At 61.4% G+C, this 21,994-nt stretch carries 18 protein-coding genes; 8 read left to right on the top strand and 10 right to left on the bottom strand.

The window, feature by feature from the left end; all coding sequences use genetic code 11:
- The first annotated feature begins 2 nt into the window (after positions 1-2).
- Both ACI77H_RS27475 and ACI77H_RS27480 read left to right on the top strand, forming a co-directional pair.
- Complete coding sequence (locus tag ACI77H_RS27475; protein ID WP_407014893.1) at positions 3-1,418, top strand: Y-family DNA polymerase; 1,416 nt, start codon at positions 3-5, stop codon at positions 1,416-1,418.
- Positions 1,394-4,492 (top strand): error-prone DNA polymerase, encoded by a 3,099-nt coding sequence (locus ACI77H_RS27480; RefSeq protein WP_407014895.1) that lies wholly within the window; start codon positions 1,394-1,396, stop codon positions 4,490-4,492. Before ACI77H_RS27475 ends, ACI77H_RS27480 begins: the two co-directional genes overlap by 25 nt.
- Positions 4,493-4,606: 114 nt before the next feature.
- Here ACI77H_RS27480 and ACI77H_RS27485 read toward each other — a convergent pair whose 3' ends face one another.
- The 7 genes from ACI77H_RS27485 to ACI77H_RS27515 form a co-directional block, all read right to left on the bottom strand.
- Positions 4,607-5,269 carry a flavin reductase family protein gene (locus tag ACI77H_RS27485; protein ID WP_407014896.1) on the bottom strand — a complete coding sequence of 221 codons (663 nt, stop codon included), beginning with the start codon at positions 5,267-5,269 and terminating at the stop codon, positions 4,607-4,609.
- Between the two features lie 12 nt (positions 5,270-5,281).
- On the bottom strand, positions 5,282-6,769 hold the full coding sequence (locus tag ACI77H_RS27490; RefSeq protein ID WP_407014898.1) for an amidohydrolase family protein: 1,488 nt from the start codon (positions 6,767-6,769) through the stop codon (positions 5,282-5,284).
- Positions 6,766-7,962, bottom strand: coding sequence for an amidohydrolase family protein (locus ACI77H_RS27495; RefSeq protein ID WP_407014899.1), 1,197 nt, complete (start codon positions 7,960-7,962; stop codon positions 6,766-6,768). Before ACI77H_RS27495 ends, ACI77H_RS27490 begins: the two co-directional genes overlap by 4 nt.
- Positions 7,963-8,110: 148 nt before the next feature.
- Positions 8,111-9,163, bottom strand: a complete 1,053-nt coding sequence (locus ACI77H_RS27500) for an extracellular solute-binding protein (RefSeq protein ID WP_407014901.1) — start codon at positions 9,161-9,163, stop codon at positions 8,111-8,113.
- 17 nt (positions 9,164-9,180) lie between these two features.
- On the bottom strand, positions 9,181-9,969 hold the full coding sequence (locus ACI77H_RS27505; RefSeq protein WP_122840660.1) for an ABC transporter permease: 789 nt from the start codon (positions 9,967-9,969) through the stop codon (positions 9,181-9,183).
- Positions 9,966-10,883, bottom strand: a complete 918-nt coding sequence (locus ACI77H_RS27510) for an ABC transporter permease (RefSeq protein ID WP_407014903.1) — start codon at positions 10,881-10,883, stop codon at positions 9,966-9,968. The genes ACI77H_RS27505 and ACI77H_RS27510 overlap by 4 nt, the downstream gene beginning before the upstream one ends.
- Position 10,884: 1 nt before the next feature.
- Positions 10,885-11,985, bottom strand: coding sequence for an ABC transporter ATP-binding protein (locus ACI77H_RS27515; RefSeq protein WP_407014905.1), 1,101 nt, complete (start codon positions 11,983-11,985; stop codon positions 10,885-10,887).
- Positions 11,986-12,126: 141 nt separating this feature from the next.
- On the opposite strand from ACI77H_RS27515, the gene ACI77H_RS27520 reads away from it, so the two are divergent.
- The 4 genes from ACI77H_RS27520 (at position 12,127) to ACI77H_RS27535 (ending at position 18,245) form a co-directional block, all read left to right on the top strand.
- Entirely contained in the window at positions 12,127-12,816 is a 690-nt protein-coding gene (locus tag ACI77H_RS27520) for a GntR family transcriptional regulator (RefSeq protein WP_008154995.1), read from the top strand.
- A 217-nt stretch (positions 12,817-13,033) separates the two neighbouring features.
- The gene (locus ACI77H_RS27525) at positions 13,034-15,145 is read left to right on the top strand and encodes an ATP-binding protein (protein ID WP_407014906.1); all 2,112 of its coding nucleotides are present in this window, start codon (positions 13,034-13,036) and stop codon (positions 15,143-15,145) included.
- A gap of 141 nt (positions 15,146-15,286) precedes the next feature.
- Positions 15,287-17,917, top strand: a complete 2,631-nt coding sequence (gene uvrA, locus ACI77H_RS27530; protein ID WP_407014908.1) for an excinuclease ABC subunit UvrA — start codon at positions 15,287-15,289, stop codon at positions 17,915-17,917.
- A 139-nt stretch (positions 17,918-18,056) separates the two neighbouring features.
- A complete protein-coding gene (locus tag ACI77H_RS27535) occupies positions 18,057-18,245 on the top strand; it encodes a hypothetical protein (protein WP_150639778.1) in 189 nt (62 codons plus the stop codon).
- Between the two features lie 57 nt (positions 18,246-18,302).
- Here ACI77H_RS27535 and ACI77H_RS27540 read toward each other — a convergent pair whose 3' ends face one another.
- A complete protein-coding gene (locus ACI77H_RS27540; RefSeq protein WP_407014910.1) occupies positions 18,303-18,824 on the bottom strand; it encodes a DUF4142 domain-containing protein in 522 nt (173 codons plus the stop codon).
- A gap of 218 nt (positions 18,825-19,042) precedes the next feature.
- Between ACI77H_RS27540 and ACI77H_RS27545 the strand changes: the two genes are divergently transcribed.
- Both ACI77H_RS27545 and ACI77H_RS27550 read left to right on the top strand, forming a co-directional pair.
- The gene (locus ACI77H_RS27545; protein ID WP_407014912.1) at positions 19,043-19,276 is read left to right on the top strand and encodes a DUF465 domain-containing protein; all 234 of its coding nucleotides are present in this window, start codon (positions 19,043-19,045) and stop codon (positions 19,274-19,276) included.
- Positions 19,277-19,385: 109 nt separating this feature from the next.
- Entirely contained in the window at positions 19,386-19,628 is a 243-nt protein-coding gene (locus ACI77H_RS27550; protein ID WP_407014913.1) for a hypothetical protein, read from the top strand.
- A gap of 93 nt (positions 19,629-19,721) precedes the next feature.
- Here ACI77H_RS27550 and ACI77H_RS27555 read toward each other — a convergent pair whose 3' ends face one another.
- Together ACI77H_RS27555 and ACI77H_RS27560 are read right to left on the bottom strand one after the other, a co-directional pair.
- Positions 19,722-20,822, bottom strand: a complete 1,101-nt coding sequence (locus ACI77H_RS27555) for an SMP-30/gluconolactonase/LRE family protein (RefSeq protein WP_407014914.1) — start codon at positions 20,820-20,822, stop codon at positions 19,722-19,724.
- Positions 20,819-21,958, bottom strand: coding sequence for an SRPBCC family protein (locus ACI77H_RS27560; protein ID WP_407014916.1), 1,140 nt, complete (start codon positions 21,956-21,958; stop codon positions 20,819-20,821). The genes ACI77H_RS27555 and ACI77H_RS27560 overlap by 4 nt, the downstream gene beginning before the upstream one ends.
- Positions 21,959-21,994 lie beyond the last annotated feature (36 nt).

A 21,994-nucleotide genomic window follows, 5' to 3' on the forward strand; every position in this document is an offset into this window, starting at 1 on the left:
CCATGCGCTGGGTGTGCATTCTCTTTCCGCAATTGGCGCTGGACGCGGTACTGCGTCAGCGCCCCGACCCCGATGAGCCGCTGGCGCTGCTGACCGGCCCGGCGCAGCGTCGGGTGTTGCAGGCGGTCAACGCTTCGGCTCGGGCCCTGGGCTTGCGTCCGGGGCAGTCGATGACCGCCGCGCAGGCCTTGAGCAAAGGCTTTGTCACGGCGGAATACGACGCGGCCGAGATCGAGCACTGGCAGCAGTTTCTCGCTGCCTGGGCCTACCGCTTCAGCTCCCAGGTCAGCGTGCATTACCCGCGTGCGGTGGTGTTTGAAATCGAGTCCAGCCTGGGGTTGTTTGGCGACTGGCCGCAATTCGAAGCGCGCTTGCGCACCGAACTTGGCGAACTGGGCTTTCGGCATCGGATTGTTGCCGCGCCCAATCCGGTGGCGGCGCGGGTATTGGCCAATGCGTATGACGGTCTGGTGGTGCCCGACGATCAAGCCTTGCGGCATCATCTGGGGCAATTGCCTGTCGACCGGATCGCTCTGGAGCCGGCGGTGGCCACGGCGTTGTCGCGCATGGGGCTGCGCACCTTGAGCCAGGTGCAGGCGTTACCGCGACAGAGTCTGGCGCGGCGTTTCGAGGCCCAGGTGCTCAAGCATCTGGACGCGCTGTTTGGCGAACGACGGCTGGCGCTGGCCTTCTACCTGCCGCCGGACCGCTTCGATGTGCGCATCGAGCTCAATTTCGACGTGCAATCCCATCAGGCGCTGCTGTTTCCGTTACGCCGGCTGACCGGCGATCTGTCGGCGTTCCTGTGCGGTCGCGACAGCGGTGTGCAGCGTTTCGACCTGCACCTGGAACATGCCGGGTTGCCGGACAGCGTGATCAAGGTCGGCCTGCTCAGCGCCGAGCGTGATCCGGCGATGCTCTTCGAACTGGCCCGAGGGCGGCTGGAACAGGTTCAGGTCGAGGCGCCGGTGCGCGGTTTTCGTCTGCGCGCCGAAGACTTGCCGGCCTTCGTTCCGCAATATCAGGAGCTGTTCGACGACCGTCCGCAGCAGTCCTTGCCTTGGGAGCAACTGCGCGAACGCTTGCGCGCGCGCCTGGGAGATGACGCGGTGCAGGGCTTGCGGTTCCAGGCCGATCACCGGCCAGAGTGCGCCTGGCAGGCCAGTGCCGACAGCCAGCGCTGCGCGGTGATGCCTGGCGTGCAGCGTCCGGGCTGGTTGCTGACGGAACCGCAAGCGGTACACGAAGGTTCTACGCGCATCCTCATGGGCCCGGAGCGCATCGAGTCCGGTTGGTGGGACGGCGCCGACGTGCGGCGCGATTACTACCTGATCGAAACCCGTTCCGGCCAACAGGGCTGGGCCTATCGTGCGGTCGGTGAGGGCGGCCCGTTGTGGTTGCAGGGCTGGTTCGCATGAGCATCGATTATGCCGAGCTGCATTGCCTGTCGAACTTCAGTTTCCAGCGCGGCGCCTCCAGCGCCCTCGAGCTCTTTCAGCGGGCGAAAAAGCTGGGCTATCAGGCGTTGGCGATCACCGACGAATGCACGCTGGCGGGCATCGTCCGCGCCTGGCAGGCGGCCAAATCCGTAGAACTGCCCCTGATTATCGGCAGCGAAATGCGCATCGAAAACGGTCCGAAACTGTTGCTGCTGGCCGAGAACCTTGAGGGCTACCAAAACCTGTGTCGGCTGATTACCCGAGCGCGGCGGCGTTCGCAGAAAGGCCAGTATCAGGTGCTGCGGGAGGATTTCAGCGAGCCTTTGCCGGGGCTGTTGGCGTTGTGGGTGCCGGATGCGCTGGATGATTTTCAAACCGGTCACTGGCTGAAGCAAACCTTCGCCGAGCGCCTGTGGCTGGCGGTCCAACTGCATCGCGGTCAGGACGATACCCGGCGATTGAGTGCATTGATGACATTGGCAAGGGAGCTGCGAATCCCGCCAGTGGCCAGCGGCGATGTGCACATGCACGCACGCGGGCGGCGCGCCTTGCAGGACACCATGACCGCGATCCGTCATCACCTGCCAGTGGCCGAGGCCGGGTTGCGCCTGCACCCCAATGGCGAGCGGCATCTGCGCAGTCTCGACGTGTTGCAATCGATCTACCCGCAAGCGTTGCTCGATGAAACGGTGACCATTGCCCGGCGCTGTACCTTTGATCTTGGCCAGTTGCGTTATCAGTATCCCCGAGAGCTGGTGCCGCAAGGCCACAGCGCCGCGTCCTGGCTGCGCGAATTGACCGAGCGTGGCATTCGCGAGCGCTGGCCCGAAGGTGCGAGCGAGAAAGTGCGCGGGCTGATCGACAAGGAACTGGGGCTGATCGCCGAGCTGGGTTATGAAAGCTATTTCCTGACCGTTCAGGACATTGTCGCTTACGCCCGACGCGAGAAAATTCTCTGTCAGGGTCGGGGCTCGGCGGCCAACTCGGCGGTGTGTTTCGCCCTGGGCATCACCGAGATCGACCCGGACCGGATGAATATGCTGTTCGAGCGTTTTCTCTCCAAGGAACGCAACGAGCCGCCGGATATTGATGTGGACTTTGAACATGAACGCCGCGAAGAAGTCTTGCAGTACGTGTTCCAGCGCTATGGCCGGACCCGCGCGGCGCTGACCGCGGTGGTCAGCACCTATCACGCGGCCGGCGCGGTACGCGATGTGGCCAAGGCGTTGGGTTTGCCGCCGGACCAGATCAATGCCCTGGCCGATTGCTGCGGCCACTGGAGCGATGAAACACCACCGGTGGAGCGCCTGCGTGAAGGCGGTTTCGATCCCGAGAGCCCGGTGCTGCTCAGGGTGTTGAGTTTGACGCAACAGTTGATCGGTTTTCCCCGACACCTGTCCCAGCACCCCGGCGGCTTCGTCATCTCCGAACAGCCGCTGGACAGTCTGGTGCCGGTGGAAAACGCCGCCATGGCCGAGCGCACCATCATTCAGTGGGACAAGGACGATCTCGACGCGGTCGGGTTGCTCAAAGTGGATATTCTGGCGTTGGGCATGCTCAGCGCGATTCGGCGTTGTTTCGATTTGCTGCGCCGTCATCGCCACCTGGACTTGAGTCTGGCGACGATACCCGCCGAAGACCCGCAAACCTACGACATGATCAGCCGTGCCGACACCATCGGCGTGTTCCAGATCGAATCCCGGGCACAAATGTCGATGCTGCCCAGGCTCAAGCCCCGCAAGTTTTATGATTTGGTGATTGAGGTGGCCATCGTTCGTCCGGGGCCGATTCAGGGTGGGATGGTGCATCCGTACCTGCGACGGCGAAACAAGGAAGAACTCGAAAGCTATCCCTCCGAAGAGTTGAGGGAGGTGTTGAAACGCACGCTTGGGGTGCCGCTGTTTCAGGAGCAGGTGATGCAGATTGCGATTGTCGCCGCCAGTTACAGTCCCGGCGAAGCGGATCAGTTGCGCCGTTCCATGGCCGCCTGGAAACGTCACGGCGGTCTTGAACCGCACAAGGATCGCCTCGCTGCGGGCATGAAGAAAAAAGGCTACACACCCGAATTCGCCGCGCAGATTTTCGAGCAGATCAAAGGCTTCGGCAGCTACGGTTTTCCCGAATCCCACGCCGCCAGTTTTGCCTTGCTGACCTATGCCAGTTGCTGGTTGAAATGCCACGAGCCGGCGGCCTTCGCTTGTGCGCTGATCAACAGCTGGCCCATGGGTTTCTACAGTCCGGATCAGATTCTGCAGGACGCGCGCCGGCATCATTTGCAGATCCGTCCGGTGGACGTGCGCGCCAGCGACTGGGATTGCAGCCTCGAACCGGTCATCGGCGCGCAACCGGCGATTCGCATGGGGCTGCGGATGATCAAGGGTTTTCGCGAGGACGATGCGCGGCGTATCGAAGCCGCGAGGTCGAAGGGGGCGTTTATCGACATCGCCGACCTTGGCGAGCGGGCGCGACTCGATGCCCGTGCGCAAGAGCAACTGGCCGATGCCAGCGCGTTGCGTGGGCTGGCCGGTGATCGTCATCGAGCACGTTGGGAAGTGGCGGGGGTGCAGAAACAGTTGGGGTTGTTCGCCGGTTTACCAAGTCAGGAAGAGGACGCGGTGGCATTGCCCAAACCCACGGTAGGCGAAGACCTGCTGGCCGATTACAACAGTCTCGGCACCACCCTCGGTCCGCATCCGCTGGCGCTGCTGCGGGGGGAATTGAAAGCCCGGCGCTGTCGCAGTTCGCAGGAGCTGCTGGAGGTCGAGCATGGTCGACCGGTCAGCGTCGCCGGGCTGGTGACCGGTCGGCAGCGTCCGGGCACCGCCAGTGGCGTGACCTTCGTCACCCTTGAAGACGAGTTTGGCAACGTCAACGTGGTGGTCTGGCGTGACCTGGCCGAGCGGCAACGCCAGGTACTGGTCGGCTCGCAGTTGCTCAAGGTCGACGGACGCTGGGAGAAGGAGGGCGAGGTCCGGCACCTGATCGCCGGGCGCATGAGCGACCTGAGCGACCTGCTCGACGGCATCAGCATACGCAGCCGGGATTTCCACTGAAGTAAACACACACCTGTAGGCGCGGCCGGGCGGCGTTCCGTTTGCCGGCGATGGCGTCATCACGGCCACCACCGCTTCGCCAGCAAGCTGGCTCCTACAGGTCGTGGTCATCTGTTATTTAGCGTCGGGCCAAAACCGCTCGCCACCGCCGGGCGCATCCGTCCACGCCTGCAGCGACCGGGTCGGCAGATCAAAATAATCCCGCGTGCGCGCATACCCATGCCCACCCATTCGCCCGATCGCATCGAGCCCGAGTTGATCGATGTACAAGGTTTTCGGATCAATCAGCTCATCCCGCACATGCGCCATCAGCACTTCGCCAAAGATAATCTCCCGCGACTGCCCGATGGACAGCGCCATCATCCGTCGGCATTCCAGGGCTACCGGGGCTTCACCGATTCGCGGGCATTTGACCGTGGTGCCGGGAATCGCGGTGAGCCCGGCGGCGGTCAGTTCGTCGAAACCGGGAGCGAAAGGCACGGCGCAGACGTTCATCGCTTCCACCAGCGCATCACTGACGATATTGACGGTGAATTCCTGATTGAGCTGGATATTGCGGGTGGTGTCCTTGGGGCTTTGGTCGCCGTAGTTTTCCACCCCGAGCGCGAGGATCGGCGGGTCGGCGGACAGCGCGTTGAAGAAGCTGAACGGCGCGGCGTTGATCCGTCCTTCGCCATCAATCGTGGTGACCAGCGCGATGGGCCGAGGCACCACGCTGCCGATCAGAATCTTGTATTTGTCCCGCGCACTCAGGGTGCTGAAGTCGAAGCTTTGCATGGGCAGAAATCTCTAAAGAAGGGGATCCATCGCGCTCAGCGGCGCGTGTGCGCTGTAGTCATCGGCGAACGGGATGGCCGGTTTGAACAGGGTTTTCCAGTCCGGTTGGCCAAACGCGCGACCGCTGTGGCTGCGCATCAGTGTTTCGAATTGTCGTTGGGCCTGGCGTTGCAGGGCGGGGTAGTCGACGCCCTGCACCTGGCCGTCCTGCATCACGCAGCGGCCATCGATGTAGCTGGCGATGCAGTCGTCACCACGTCCGGCCAGCACCAGGTTTTTCAAGGGATCGAACAGCGGCCCCAAATGCAGACCGCGAAGGCTGAACACGGTGATGTCGGCCTTGGCTCCCGGTGCCAGGCGACCGATGTCGTCGCGCCCCAACGCCTTGGCACCACCAAGTGTGGCGGCGTTGTAAAAGTCCAGGGCACGGGTCATCGAACCACCGCCCTCCATCAAGCGAGCGATGTTCAACCCCTGACGCATGTTCTCCAACAGGTCCGCCGGCCAGGTGTCGGTGCCCAGCGCAACGTTGATGCCCTTGGCCCGATAGCGTCCGAACGAGTTCAACGCCTCGCCGTCCCGGGCGAACACCACCGGGCAATGCACCAGGCTCGCGCCGCCATCCACCACCCGTTGCAGGTCGGCATCACCGCGGGTGTAAATGCCGTGGGGCAGCAGGCTGCGCGGGGTCAGCAAGTCCAGTTGCGCCAGCCATTCCAGTGGTGAAACACCGCGCAACTGCTCGACCATCGCCACTTCGCCGAGGCCCTGACAGCAATGCAAACGCATCGGCGCGTTCAGCTCACGGCTCAGCGCGGCGGTGCGTTGCAACAGCTCCGGGGTGCAGGTCTGGATGCGATCCGGCAGCAACGCGCCGCGAATCAGCCCGTCATGTGAACCGTCGAAATCCTCGAAAAAACGCACCGCCGCGTCGAGCCCGGCCAGGCCCCGCGCTTCATCCCAGTGATGCCCGAGGCTGCCATCGGTGCGCCAGTAACTCATGCCACTCATGTAGCAGGGGCCGAGGTAAGTCCGCAGCCCCAGCTCGGCCGCCACGCCGGCCACCGCAGCAAACTCGTCGTAGGTCTCGGCCCACTCGCGGTAGTACATCGAGGTGATCGGCATGGCGGTGGTAATGCCATTGCGGATCAGCTGCGTGAAGGCGTAGCGGTACTTGAAGATTTCTTCCTGCGCGGTGTAACTCTCCCGCGAACCGGCTGCCAGATAGTCTTCGGACCACATCCGCCCCATGTGGCGTTCATCGCCGTTGTCCAGGGTCAGCACCGTGGAATCGAGGTCGCCGAGCGCGTCCAGATCGATGAAACCGGGACCGATCAGCGCGTTACCGTAATCGACCCACTGATCCACCGGCCCCGGATAGCCACGCCCGACAAACACAATGCGCGAGCCTTCGAACACCACCTCGCCGTCGCGCCACAGCACATGCTGCGTGCCGTCGAACCCGACCACGCAGCTGGCCCGCAATCCCATGCGCTTCACAAACGGCTGTCCAGCAGTAGGCCGCCGGCGGCAATCAGCTCGCCGCGTCGATAAACCTGACGCAGGGGCCGCGAGACCACGGCCTCACCGAGCGTCTGTACCGGCATCAACAGGAAGTCCGCCGGTTGACCGAGCTCCACGCCGTAATCTTCACAGCCCAACGCCAAGGCGCCATTCACCGTCGCCGCTGCAAACGCTGCGGCCAGTTCCTCGTCCTTGTTCAAATCGAAGCGCAACGCCAGCAGCATCGCCCGTTCCAGCATGTCGCCGTTGCCCATGGGCGACCAGGCGTCACGGATGCCGTCCGAACCCAGGCACACGTTCACCCCGGCCTCGCGCAACGCCAAAAACGGCGGCACCGCGCAATCGGCCGGCGCCGAACTCATCAACGAAATACCCAAGGCCGCCAAGCGTTCGGCCACCGGCTTGACCTGGCTCCACGGCAACATGCCTAGGCAATAGGCGTGGCTGATCATCACCCGACCCTGACGCCCGAAATGCTTGGTGTAATCGGCGATCAGCGCGATTTGCCACAGGCCCAATTCGCCTTTGTCGTGCAGGTGAATGTCGACACCACGGTCGAATTCGCTGGCCAGCTTGAACACGAAATCGAGTTGGGCGACGGGGTCGTTGTCGATGCCGCACGGGTCGAGGCCACCGACGTTTTCCACGCCCAGGGCCATGGCTTCGCGCATCAGTTCGGCGGTGCCGGGGCGGCTGATCAGGCCGGTTTGCGGGAATACCACCAGTTGCAGGTCGATCAGATCGCGGTAGCGTTCGCGCAGCTGTTGCATGGCTTCGATATGGCGCAGGCCGAAGTCCGGGTCAATGTCGACGTGGCAGCGCAGGGTCAGCGAGCCGCGGGCGATGCAGTTTTCCAGCAGGGCGCCGGCGCGTTCGGCGATGGGGCTCTGCACTTCACGCAGTACGCGGCGCTCATTGGCGATGTAATCCTTGAGGGTCGGCCCGGCGCTGTTCGGGTGCCAGGGTTGGCCCCAGAGCGTTTTGTCGAGGTGGACGTGGCTTTCCACCAGGGCCGGGGTGAGCAGTTGGTTCTGGCCGTCGATGTCGGTGGTGGTCAGCGGCGCGGACGATGCCGGGCGGCGTTGTTTGAACAGGCCGTTTTCGATCAGCAGGTCTTCGGCAGTGGAACCGTAGGGCCGCACATTGCGCAGCCAGCGGGGGTGGGTCATTGCAAACCTCGAATTTTGTGGTGTTTGGGCGGGCCTCATCGCTGGCAAGCCAGCTCCTACAGGGTTAGGGGTGTTCACAAACGTTGTGATCAACACAAATCACTGTAGGAGCCAGCTTGCTGGCGATGGCCGCGACGCGGTCTTGCTGTCAGCCCTTGAGCTTCGACCAGATCCGGTCTTGCAGCTCCCGCGCCTTGTTGCTGCACTCTTTTTCCGGGCGCAAACGCGAGGCGAACTCGTCGGGCATGTTGATCGCGTCCATCACCCGCCATTTGGCGTCGATCAATTTGTCGCTCTGAATGCCGTTGTCATAGGCGATCGCATTGGATACCGCCGCGGCGTTTTCCGGCTTCATCATCCAGTCGATGAAGATCTTCGCGTTACCCGGATGCGGCGCACTTTTGGGCACCGCGAAGTTGTCCTGGAACATTGCCAGGCCTTCCTTCGGATACACGTATTTGATCGTGCTCTTCTGCAACGTGGCCCGGGCGGTGGAGCCGTTCCAGTTCTGCATCATGATCACTTCACCGGAAGCCATGCGGTCGACGGTGTTGTCCGAGCTGTACATCTTCAGGAACGGTTTCTGCTTTTGCAGCAGTTCCAGAATGCGCTTGGCGTCCTGCGGGTTTTCGCTGCACTCGTCGACATTCAAGTAATGACTGGCGGCGTTGATCACGCTGCTGGAAGTGTCGAGCGCGGCGAGTTGGCCTTGCAGTTCCTTGCGCGGTTCGAAGAATTCTTTCCACGAATCGTCCAGTTTGCCGCCCGGCACCCGCGCGCTGTCATAGGAAAACCCGGTGGTGCCCCACAGGTACGGCGCGGAGAATTTGCGACCAGGGTCGAAGCTCGGGTCGCGGAACGCCGCTTTGACGTACTGGAAGTTGGGCAGGGTCGGGGTGTCGATTTCCAGCAGCAGGTCCTGGTTGATCAGGGTGCGCATGATCGATTGCGACGGCACGATCACGTCATACGCCGCGCCGCCGGCCTGCAACTTGGCGAGCAGGGTTTCATTGCTGTCGTAGCCGTCCATGGTGACCTTGATCCCGGTCTCCTTTTCGAACTTGGCCAGCAGGTCCACCGGGTAGTAATCGGTCCAGTTGTAGAAGAACAGTTCCTTGGGCTCGGCGGCCTGTGCGGTGAAAACGGTGAAGCAACTGAGGGCCAGACCGGCGACGCCGTAACGCATGCTTTTCAATTTCATAAAAGAACGCTCCAGGATTATTGGTTTTTGCCGCGCTGTCCCAGCCAGAAGGCCAGCACCACCAGCACGATGGAAATCACCAGCATCAGGGTCGAGATCGCATTGATCTCCGGCGTCACGCCGGCCTTGATCGCCGAGAAGATGTAAACCGGCAAGGTCGTCGAACCGGGGCCGGCCACAAAGAAGGTCATGATGAAATCGTCGAGGCTGACCACGAACGCCAGCACCGAACCGGACAACACCGCCGGCCACAACAACGGCAACGTCACCCGGCGAAACACCTGCCACGGGTTGGCGTACAAATCGTTCGCCGCTTCCAGCAGGCTTTTGTCGAGGTCGTTGAGCCGTGCGCGGATCGGCAAGTACGCGAAGGGAATGCAGAAGCCGATGTGCGCGACGATCACCGTCAGCAAACCGAGCTTGATCCCCAGCGCCATGAACAGCAGCAAGGTGGCCACGGCGGTGACGATCTCCGGCAGGATCAGCGGCAGGTTGATCCCGCCCTCGACCATTTTCTGGCCATAGAACGGCCGATAAGTCGCCAGTGCCGCAAGCAACGCAATGGCCGTGGCGCAGACTGTGGCGATGCTGGCGACGATGATCGAGTTCAGCGCTGCGGTCTGGATCGACGGGTTGGCCAGAATCCGTCCGTACCAGGCGAACGAAAACTCGGTCCACACCGTCGCCGAGCGGTTGGCGTTGAAGCTGTAAGCAATCAACACCAGGATCGGCACGTACAGATAGGCCAGGATCAGCAGGCTGACTTCGCGGGTTAGCGGCAGTTTTTTCAGGTGCAGGGCGATCATGCGGTGGCTCCCCGACGTAGAGTTTTGGCGGCGCTGCGGCTATAGAGGGCGTACAGCACCAGCGACAGCAGCAGAATCCCCAACAACAGGAACGACAGCGAACTGCCCAGCGGCCAGTTGCGTGCGGTGCCGAATTGTTGCTGGATCAGGTTGCCGATCATCAGCGTCTTGCCACCGCCGAGAATCGCCGGGGTGATGAAGGCGCCGAGGCTCGGCACAAACACCAGCAACGCGCCGGCAATCACGCCGGGCATCGACAGCGGCAGGATGATCCGTTTCAACGCGTGCCAGCGATTGGCACCGAGGTCGTAGGCCGCTTCCACCAGGCGCCAGTCGAGTTTTTCCAGGGTCGAGTAGATCGGCAGAATCATGAACGGCAGAAAGCTGTAGACCAGCCCGACGCTGACGGCGAAGTCGTTGTAGAGCAGGGTGATGCCACCGGCCTGGGGGAACAGCGCGTTGAGGCTCTGGGCGACCCAACCGTGTTCGCGCAGGATGATCAGCCACGCGTAGTTGCGGATCAGCAGGTTGGTCCAGAACGGAATGGTGATCAGCAAGACCATGAGGTTGCGCCGGCGCGGCGTGAGGCTCGACATCCACAACGCCACCGGGAAACCGAACAGGAAACACAACACCGTCGTGCCGCCCGCCTGGAACACCGAGCGCAACAAGGCTTGGGCGTAGACCCAGTTCAGCTCCAGTTCACCGTCGAATCCTTCCTGGAAAAACAGCTGCACGTAGCTTTGCAATTGCCAGTCGGCCTGCCAGTCGACGCCGCCATAGACGTTGCGCGGCAACAGGCTGATGTAGCCCATGATGCCCAGCGGAATCGCGATCAGTGCCAGCAAAGTCAAGACCACCGGGCTGAGCAACAGCGCGCGGTTGAGAGCGGGGGAAGTGCTGCTGACGCTCATCTCAGGCCTCCATCAACAGGCAGGCGTGGGGCGGCAGATTGACCGCCACGCGATCACCGACCACCCGGCCGCGATTCAAGCCTTCGTTGTTTTCGCGCAGCATGACCTTGATGTCGTTGTTCAAGCGGCATTGGTAGAGGGTCGCGGTGCCGACATACAACACGGCTTCGATCACACCACGCAGATGGTGCGGTTGCTCAAGGTCGACCAGTTGCGAGCGCTCCGGGCGAAACGCCAATTGCACCTTGCTGCCGTCGAAGCCCTGGGCCGGGCAGGGGATTTCCACTGGCATGCCGTTGGGCACGAAGAGATTTTCGTTGTGCTGGCCGCGCTTGAGGTGGCCGGGCAGGAAATTGATGTCACCGATGAACTGGGCGACGAACTGGTGCTGCGGCCGTTCGTAGATATCGTTCGGCGTGCCGATCTGCAGGATCTTGCCGGCAGACATCACCGCGATGCGATCGGACAGCGTCAGCGCTTCTTCCTGATCGTGGGTGACGAAAATGAAGGTGATCCCGGCTTCCTTCTGCACGCGCTTGAGTTCGACCTGCATTTCTTTACGCAGCTTGAGGTCCAGCGCCGACAGCGGTTCGTCCAGCAACAGCACTTTTGGTTTCGGCGCCAGGGCCCGGGCCAGAGCCACGCGTTGTTGCTGGCCACCGGACAACTCGGCGGGTTTGCGCTTGGCCAGGTGTTGCATTTGCACCAGCGCCAGCATCTCATCGACGCGCCGAGGAATAACCTTGTGATCAAGGCCCTGCATCTCGAGGCCGAAGGCGATATTCTGCGCGACACTCATGTGCGGAAACAGCGCATAGCTCTGAAAGACGGTATTGACCCGGCGCTTGAACGGCGGCAGGTGGTTGACCGGTTCGCCAGCGAGACGGATCTCGCCGTCGCTGACGTGCTCGAAACCGGCAATGGTTCGCAGCAAGGTGGTTTTGCCGCAGCCGGACGGGCCGAGCAGGGTGAAAAACTCGTTGTCGGCAATGTCGACTGACACGTTGTCGAGGGCTGGAGCTTGCCCTGGATCGTCGCAATAGCGCTTGGAAACGTTACGCGCCTGTATTGCGAAGGGCGGGATTGCATATTCTTGACCCATAATGGTGCATTTCCTCTAATTATTGTATGCAATATCTGGATGCAATCTACAAATAACCGGATTAATCTGCTCGTGCAACCCCCTTTTTCAAAGGCTGCTCATCGCCTGGGGCCGGTTGATTAGCGCTAAAGGAGTGTTGAAATGACCGAGAAGAAACTCGAAACCACGGTCGACCGCGTCTACCAAGGGGTTTACGAGGCCATCAGCAAGCGCTCGTTGCGTCCCGGCATGAAGCTGGGCGAGGCTTCGTTGGCCGAACTTTTCAATGTCAGCCGAACGTCGGTTCGTGCCGCGCTCAAGCAATTGGAGGCCGATGGATTGGTGACGACCGAGCCCAATAAGGGGGCATCGGTGTCGTTGCCCAGTGATGAAGAGATCCGCTCGCTGTTTGAAACGCGGCGCCTGATCGAGATCGGCATCGTCACCGAGCTCTGTCGGCGTCGTGATACCGCCGTGACCCAGGACCTGCGCGATCACCTGTTGCTCGAGGATGAAGCGCACCGCAGCGGCGACCATGAACGGCTGATTCATCTGCTCGGCGAGTTCCACATAAAACTCGCCCAAAGCCTGAACAATCCGGTGTTGCTGGACTGGTTCCGCAAACTGATTTCCCGCGCCTCGCTGTACGCCGCCGCGCTGGACGACGACAGCCACGAAGCGTGTCGCGACGATGAGCATCTGCGCTTGATCGAGTACATCGAGGCCGGCAATCAGAGTGCCGCCATCGAACTGACCTGCATGCATTTGAATGGCATCGAGAAGGCGATCCTGGACGTCGCTGCCACGTTGAAAACTGGCTACCATCCGCTCAAGCATCTGATTGAGGTTTGATCACAAACCCCAAACCTGACTGGGTATCTGTCGGCGACAGCTGTGCAACACTCGATGAAGTTGTCGAATGTCAGGCCTTCATCGCGAACCGGCTCGCTCCCACAGGGTTCTGTAGCTGCCGTAAATTGCCCAGAGATTCAGCTAACCTCTATGAAACCATTGGCATCCGTGATGCTCGAAACAAACGGGCGCCAATCACAGGACTCAGAGCCAGTCGATGCAGTTTCTAGACGATAGCCACGGGTGTGACGGATGGAACGGCGAAATGGCCGGGCGCATCCGTGCGTTCGACTGGAGCTGCACCGAACTGGGAAGCCTGCAAACCTGGCCCGCCAGCCTGTGCAGCGCGGTGCAGTTGCTGCTCGCGTCGCCGCTGCCGATGGTGATGCTCTGGGGCCGCCCCGGTTACATGATCTATAACGATGCGTATTCGTCGTTCGCCGGTGGCCGACATCCTTATCTGCTGGGCTCTCCGGTGGAACTGGGTTGGCCAGAGGTCGCCGAATTCAATCGGCACGTGGTCGACACCTGCCTGGCTGGCGGCACCTTGTCCTTTCGCAACAAAGAACTGGTGCTGTTGCGCGACGGCGTCCCCGAAAACGTCTGGCTGGACCTCTATTACAGCCCGGTGGCCAATGACGAGGGGCGGCCGGCCGGGGTCATGGCGATGGTGGTTGAAACCACGGAACGTGTGAATTCCGAACGCCGGCGTCAGGAAGCCGAAGACGCCTACCGCGCCGACAATGAACGGGTGCGCCTGGCGCTGAACGCCGGGGCCTTGCTTGGCTCGTTCGTCTGGGACATCAAGGGCAATCTGCTCTCCGGCGATGAACGCTTCGCCCGGACCTTTTCTTTCCCGACCGGGCGTAACCTCGGCGACTTGCCGACGGACTTCGCCGAAGCGCGGATTCATCCCGACGACCGTAGTTGGGTCAAAGAGCAGGTCGATCAGTCCGTCACCACCGGTGAGCCCTTCAACGCCGAATATCGTGTCCTGCGCCCCGATGGCAATTACCTGTGGGTGCAGGCCAGCGGTTGCTGCGAATTCGATGAACAGGGCGAACCGTTCCGTTTTCCCGGTGTGTTGATCGACATCCACGAACGCAAGACCGCCGAAGAATCCCTGCTCAAGTTCACCCGAAACCTGGAGCAGCGCGTCGCCGACGAAGTCGAAGCGCGGCTGGCGGCGGAAGAGCAACTGCGCCAGTCGCAAAAGCTCGAAGCCATCGGCGGTCTCACGGGGGGCGTGGCCCATGACTTCAATAACCTGCTGCAAGTGATCGCCGGCAACCTGCACCTGCTGGCGCGGCACGAACCGGACAATGCCAACGTGCAGCGTCGGGTTACGGCCTCGATTGCGGCGGTGGAGCGCGGCGCGAAACTGTCTTCGCAACTGCTCGCCTTCGCCCGCCGTCAGCCGTTGTCGCCAGCGGTCTGCGACCCTCGGCAGATCTTCGAAGGCTTGGGCGAGTTGCTGCAACGGGCGTTGGGCGAAACCATCCTGATCGATGTGCGGCTGTCTCAGGCGTCCTGGCACATCAATGTTGATCGCAACCAACTGGAAAACGCCATTCTCAATCTTGCGATCAATGCCCGTGACGCCATGGCGGGCGAAGGCACCATAGAACTGAGCGCCGAGAACGTGAGCCTCGACCGCAAGTTTTGCGCGGGCAAAGGTATTTCGCCTGGCGATTACGTGCGTGTCGGCGTGGCGGATACCGGCGCCGGCATGTCAGCCCAGGTGCTCGCACAAGCGTTCGAACCGTTTTTCACCACCAAGGCCGACGGTCAGGGGACCGGATTGGGGCTGAGCATGGTGTTCGGTTTCGTCAAACAGAGCGGCGGGCATATCGAAATGGCCAGCGTCGAGGGGCAGGGCACACGGGTGCAGTTGTATTTCCCGCGCAGCCTGCGACCGTTGCTGAGTGAAACGGTGACCACTCACGCGCAGCATCGCGGCGGCCACGAAACCATTCTGGTGGTCGAGGACAACGAGGCCGTGCGCAGTTCGGCGGTGGAGTTGCTGCGGGAAGAGGGTTATCAAGTCCTGACGGCGGCCAACGCCGACGCCGCCATGCAAATGTTGCTGGAAGGCGTGGAGGTCGAGCTGATTTTCACCGACGTGGTCATGCCCGGCCTGATCAAAAGTTCGGACCTGGCCGCCTGGGCCCGTGTGCAGAATCCACCCGTGGCGGTGCTGTTCACCTCGGGTCACACCCGTGACATTATTTCGCGCAATCACCAACTCAGCCCCGACACATTTTTGTTGAGCAAACCCTATGGCCCCGAGGCGCTGACCCGAATGGTCCGCAGCGTCCTCAACGGCTGAACACACAACCAATGTAGGCGCCGGCTTGCTGGCGATGGCGTCCGTGAGATCGCTATCGCCAGCAAGCCGGCTCCTACAATTGGATCGCGTAAATTCCTGGCGATGCGTCAATTCTAAGAACCCTCTAATCAAGGCCACCTGATGACTTCCAAGCGCACCTCCAATCCTCCTTCCGGCATGGTCAGAGTGCGTGGGGCCCGTGAGCACAATCTCAAGAATGTCGATGTCGATATTCCCCGTGATGCGTTGGTGGTGTTCACCGGCGTCTCCGGTTCGGGCAAGTCTTCGTTGGCGTTCTCGACCCTGTACGCCGAAGCGCAACGCCGCTATTTCGAATCCGTAGCGCCGTATGCGCGCCGGTTGATCGACCAGGTCGGCGTGCCCGATGTCGATTCCATCGAAGGTCTGCCGCCGGCAGTCGCTTTGCAACAACAACGGGGCACGCCGAGCACGCGCTCTTCGGTGGGCAGCGTGACCACGTTGTCGAGCCTGATCCGCATGCTGTATTCCCGCGCCGGCAGCTATCCGCCGGGGCAACCGATGCTCTATGCCGAAGACTTTTCACCGAACACGCCCCAGGGCGCTTGCCCCGACTGTCATGGGTTGGGCCGGGTGTATGAAGTCACCGAAGCGCTGATGGTCCCGGACCCGAGCCTGACCATTCGCCAGCGCGCGGTCGCTTCCTGGCCTATGGCGTGGCAAGGGCAGAACCTGCGGGACATCCTCGTGACCCTGGGCTACGACGTCGATAGACCCTGGCGCGACCTGCCGAAAAAGCAACGCGACTGGATTCTCTTCACCGAAGAAACCCCAACGGTTCCGGTGTATGCCGGGCTCACACCTGAAGAAACCAAAGTCGCGCTCAAGCGCAACATGGAGCCGAGCTACCAGGGCACCTTCACCGGTGCCCGACGCTACATCCTGCATACGTTCACCCACTCGCAAAGTGCGCTGATGAAAAAGCGCGTCTCGCAATTCATGCTCGGCAGCCCGTGCCCGCTGTGCGACGGCAAGCGCCTGAAACGCGAGGCGTTGTCGGTGACATTCGCCGGTTATGACATTGGCGAGTTGTCACAAATGCCGTTGTTGCAAGTGGCCGACGTGTTGAAACCGGTGGCGGTGCACAGTTACCTCGAGCACGCCGAAGAGGCGGGCGAAGTCATGAGCCATGAGCAGACCCGCGAGGCCCGGGAGCAGCGAGTGGCCCACGGTGCCAGCGGTCACGCCCATGCCCCGGATGTGCGCCACACGCCCAACCTGTCGGTGGAAAAACGCCTGGCCGCGCAACGCATCGCCCAGGATTTGTTGGAGCGGGTCAGTACGTTGACGGATCTGGGGCTCGGTTACCTGGCACTGGAGCGCAGCACGCCGACGTTGTCGTCCGGTGAGTTGCAGCGACTGCGTCTGGCGACGCAATTGGGTTCGCAGTTATTCGGGGTGATTTACGTACTGGATGAACCGTCAGCCGGTCTGCACCCGGCGGATGGCGAAGCACTGTTCGACGCCCTGCAACGTTTGAAAGCGGCGGGCAACACGCTGTTCGTGGTCGAGCATGACCTGGAAACCATGCGCCGAGCCGACTGGCTGATCGATGTCGGGCCGGCGGCGGGCGAGCATGGCGGGCGGATTCTGTACAGCGGACCGCCGCAGGGCCTGGCCGACGTGACGAACTCGCAGACCCGCGCTTACCTGTTCGCCGATCAGGTCAGGCTGCCGCGAGCCAGCCGCAAGCCGAGCGATTGGCTACGGCTGGAAGGCATCACCCGCAACAACCTGGACAACCTTTGCGTCGAGTTTCCGCTGGGCTGCTTCACCTCGGTGACCGGCGTCTCGGGCTCCGGTAAATCGAGCCTGGTCAGTCAGGCGTTGCTGGAACTGGTGGGCGCGCATCTGGGGCGTGCGACGGGTGACAGCGAAACGCAAGAGTTGAGCCTTGAGGACGATGTACCGCAAGTCAGTGGCGGCCACGTCAGTGCGGGGCTGGAGTCGATCAAGCGGTTGGTGCAAGTCGATCAGAAACCCATTGGCCGCACGCCGCGTTCTAACCTGGCAACCTACACCGGGCTGTTCGACAACGTGCGCAAGCTCTATGCCGCGACACCCGAGGCGAAGGCCGAGGGATACGACGCCGGTCAGTTCTCTTTCAACGTCGCCAAGGGCCGCTGCCCGACCTGCGAAGGTGAGGGTTTTGTCAGTGTCGAATTGCTGTTCATGCCCAGCGTCTACGCACCATGCCCGACCTGCCACGGCGCCCGCTACAACCCTGAGACGTTGGCGATTTGCTGGCAGGGTTTGAACATTGCCCAAGTGTTGCAGTTGACGGTGGATGAAGCGGTCGAGGTGTTTGCCGAACAACCGGGGATCCGTCGCTCTCTGGAAGTGCTGCGCGACATCGGCCTGGGCTACCTGCGGCTCGGCCAACCGGCGACCGAGTTGTCGGGCGGTGAAGCCCAACGGATCAAACTGGCCACCGAGCTGCAACGCAACCAGCGCGGTGCGACGCTTTACGTGCTCGACGAACCCACCACGGGGTTGCATCCACGGGATGTCGATCGCTTGCTCGAACAGTTGAACACGCTGGTCACGGCGGGGCACACGGTGATCGTCGTCGAACATGAAATGCGCGTGGTGGCGCAGAGTGATTGGGTGATCGACATCGGGCCGGGGGCAGGGGATCAGGGTGGCAAGATTGTGGTGGCAGGCACACCGCAGAAAGTCGCCAACAGCAAAAAGAGCCGAACTGCGCCGTTTTTGGCTCGGGTGCTGGGGTGAGAATGAATCAAAAGATCGCAGCCTCCATAACGCCTGCAGAATCGGTGCTCTGTCCAATGGAACGATGCCTGTCGCAAAGCTTCGAATTCACAAGGCCGATGTTTTCAGCCGGGTAATGGCAGCGACGAACGAGGTACATATGAACGATCAACGTGAGCTTGAGGAAAACGCTAAAACCGCCGAACCGGAAAGTGCCGATCAAGCGGTTGATCAGAAGAATCGCCACACCGACAACGACAATGAGTTCAGCCCGGGCTTCAAGCCGCATCCTGATCGCCCGAAACCTGGCGAGGAAACGGACGCCGACATCGATACTGACGGCGGCTAGTACGGGCGCAAACAAAAAGACCGCATCCGTGGAGGCGGTCTTTTGTTGTGGTGCGCGTTACTTGCTCGGGTGCGCAGCTTGCAGTTTCTTCGCCATATCCAGATGTTTCTCCAGTGCTGGCAGCATTTTTTGCGCGAAACCTTTCAGTTCGGTGGCGCCTTTGACTTGGTCGTCGGTCACGGTGTTGGCTTCTTTCTTGAACAGCGCGATGGTTTGTTCGTGCGCCTTGACCTGATTGTTGGCATAGGCCGCGTCGAACGATTCGTCGCGCATGTCGAGAATCTTTTCCTTGGCCTGCTTCACCAGCGTCGTGGTGTCCGGCACCTCAATGTCGTTTTTCTTCGCAATGGCCGCGAGTTCATCGTTGGCCCTGGAATGATCGGTGATCATCATGTTGGCGAAGCTTTTGATGTCGGCCGATGCACTTTTTTCCAGTGCCAGTTTGCTGGTTTCGATCTCGGCGATGCCGCCAGCCGCCGCGTTGTCTACGAAGTCATTGTCAGTGGCCGCGAAAGCCGTGCCCATGCTGGTGCTCAAGGCTACGGCCAGGGCGAGGTGGCGCAGGGTGAATCCGTCCATTGGTCATTCTCCACACAGGTTTTTTATCGGCGATCGGCTGATCGTTAATCTGTGGAGGTCGACGGGTGGACAAAGGTTTTATCGTGTTTACGACAGGACGACGAACGGACACCGCTGGTCTGATAGGCGGTCGACAGAACCCACCAACCGAGGCCATTCTGATGGTTGGTGAACGCAATCGATCGCGTTTGCTACCGATCAACAAACGGAGGTGTTCCATGCCGGTGTCACACGACCTTTTTCAGGACCTGAAAATATCAAAGGAAGAGATCCAGCAAAAACGCACCAAGGATCCGTTACTGGATTCGCTGATCAACAAGTATTCGCAGGCGGATGCTGAAGTGGTCAAGGCAGAGCAAGCCAAGTCCAGCGATGACGCAGTGAGGAAGCTCAAGGAGACGCGCTTGCTGGTCAAGGACAAGATCGTCAAACAACTCCAGGCCCCGTCCTGACGTGTCGCTCCAGCCACCGACGACCGGTGACTGAAAAATTGGAACGGCGATAAATCCCGGCACCTCGAATGATCAGAGTCCGAATCTACGGCTCCATGCGAGGTGCCCCATGAATGACCCCAAATTTCCAAGTGAAGAACAGGGCGGCTACGATCCGATCCCGACCCATCCCGAACCATTGAGCCCCGGCCGCACCGCCATCAACCCCGAAGACGAACCGGGCATCGACGAACTGCCGAACAACGAAGGCGCCATTCCCCTGGACGATGATGACCTCACTGCCATGGACCCGGAGCACGTGCTTGAAGAAACCGACAACGCAGTGCGCAATGGCCAGATGGATCCGCGGTAACCTTTGAACGATACGGAACCTGTAGGAGCCGGCTTGCTGGCGAAGCGATGGCGGCCGTGACGACGCCATCGCTGGCAAGCCAGCTCCTACAGTTCAATTGGGTGTTTGCGACAACGCGGTGGTGAGCGGCAATCGCGCCATGTGTTTGGCTTTCAACGAGCCGAAATACAACCACTCCCCATATTCACGCACCGTGGTGATCGGCGAGTAATTTCCACTGCTGCCATCCTGCAGATTGGCAATCACTTTGCCCTCCAGATCCAGCCCCAAGGCAAACGCGCGTTTCTCCACCGGTTTGGGCAGGACAGTCATCGCCCGCACGATCATCTTGCGCACGAAGGGGTGCGGCGCCGTGGCATCGAGCAGGGCGTTGCGCGGTGCATACAACGCCACCCAGAAACGGTCTCGGCCATTGAACGCCAGGTTGTCCGGCAAGCCCGGCAAGTTGTCGATAAACAGATCGTGAGTGCCGGCCTTGGGGCCGCTCAGCCAGTAACGGCTGATGCGATAGGCACCGGTCTCGTTCACCAGCACAAAGGCATCCTCCGGGCCCAGCGTCACGCCGTTGGCGAACTCCAGTTTATCCAGCAAGACGTCGGTTTTACCGGTCTGGAAGTCATAACGCAGCAAGCGACCGTCGCCGCCATGCTCGATGATCGCCTCGCCGTCGTGGCCGTAGCCGAAGCGGCTGGAAGCATCGCTGAAATAGGCGTAGTGCCCGGACTTGTCGATGGTCACGTCGTCAGTGAAACCGAAAGGCACGCCGTTGGCCGCTGTGGTCAATGGAATCAAACGCCCCTGGGCGTCCAGCGAGAGCAAGCCCTTGACCCCGTCGGCGATCACCAGCAACCCATTGGGGTGACGCGCCAGGCCCAGCGGTCGGCCGCCGGTATCGGCCAGCACCTTGGTGACTTTGCCGTCGAGGCTGGTGCGAATCAGCCGACCGTCATGCAGGCCCGTAATGAGTACGTTGTCCTCCAACAGCAACGCTTCCGGCCCGTCGATGTCATCCGCGCCGACACGCTCCACACCCTTGAGGCGTTGATTGTCGGCATAGGGGCCGCTGGTGAGGGACGGTGCCCGCGGCGGAGTCCAGGCCACCGGTTGCACGTTGGTCGGCATCAGCAACAGAAAGGCGCCGATGGCCACGATCACCAGCAACACGACATGGCGAAACTTGACGGTTCGACTCACGCGTTGACTCCTGCGGCGGCCAGGTGTTTGTGCGCCATCTCGCGCAAGGCCTGCATCGATGCGGCCGACTCATGGTCAATGCGCCGCTTGAGCAGCAGCCGATTGGCGATGCGCATCGCCAGGCCGCTGAACTGATATTCCAGGGTACGGACAAACCGCGTGCCATCGCCTTCGGCCGTGCATTCGTAAGTCACCACCAGCGACAGGCCGTTGTCACCTTGAGCCCGTGCGCTCCAGCGGCGACCGGGCAGATACTCGTTGACCGCCCAGCTCAGATGCCCCTCGCGCCCGCCGGCGCGGATGTCTTCTTCGAACCGCGCCCCTGCATGCAGCGCGCCGCTCGGCCCATCGACCTTGAGCGACGAGGGGTGCCATTCGGGCCAGCGGGCCACTGTGCTGGCGTAGGCGAGCACGTCAATCGGGTTGCCGGCAATGTTGATTTGATGCTGCATGCGGGTCATGGGCGCTCTCGTCAGGTAAGTCGGCTCGGGCTCCCAATAGAGCGTGCCGAACAGGTAGTCCATCAGTGGAAAAACGATGTTGAAATTGCGTTCCTGCATCAACTCACGACGGTGATGCAACTCATGCAGACGACGCATCTGGCGGATCCACGGCAAGCGTGTGACCGGGTTCTCTGGTGGCAGGTGTTCGCAGGCATGAAACACTTCATAAGCCAGATAACCGAGGACCAGACAGCCGCCGAATAGCCCGGCGACGTTGGCATCGAACTGTTCAAGCAGCCACCAGAGGGGCAGGGTGATGACGAGCGTGTGCACCACGATCAGCCATGCCGGAAACAGGATCACCCGCCAGTCACGGGCGCTGTCGTAGGTCATGTGGCCGGGCGCAAAAAAGCTGTGATGGTCGCCGGCGTGACGGGCATAGAACATCCGCGCGAAGCTCTTTTTGTGATGCCCCAGGTGTCGATGCACCCTGTACACGCCAAAGTTGAAGAACAATAACGTCAGCGGCACCGCCAGCCATTCCAGCGGTTGCACCTGGTGCACGGTGCTCCAGAACACACCGATGGCCAGCAAGCCGAACAGCAGCACAAAGACGCCGTGCAGCCAGGGGTTGTAGAGCGGATGAATGTCCGCGCGATAGCGGCTGCGAAATGCCTCGGTGGTCTGCCTCACTGCGGTCACCTGTGGTTATTGTTGTCCCAGCAGATT

The organism is Pseudomonas sp. O230, assembly GCF_045447035.1.
Taxonomy (GTDB): domain Bacteria; phylum Pseudomonadota; class Gammaproteobacteria; order Pseudomonadales; family Pseudomonadaceae; genus Aquipseudomonas.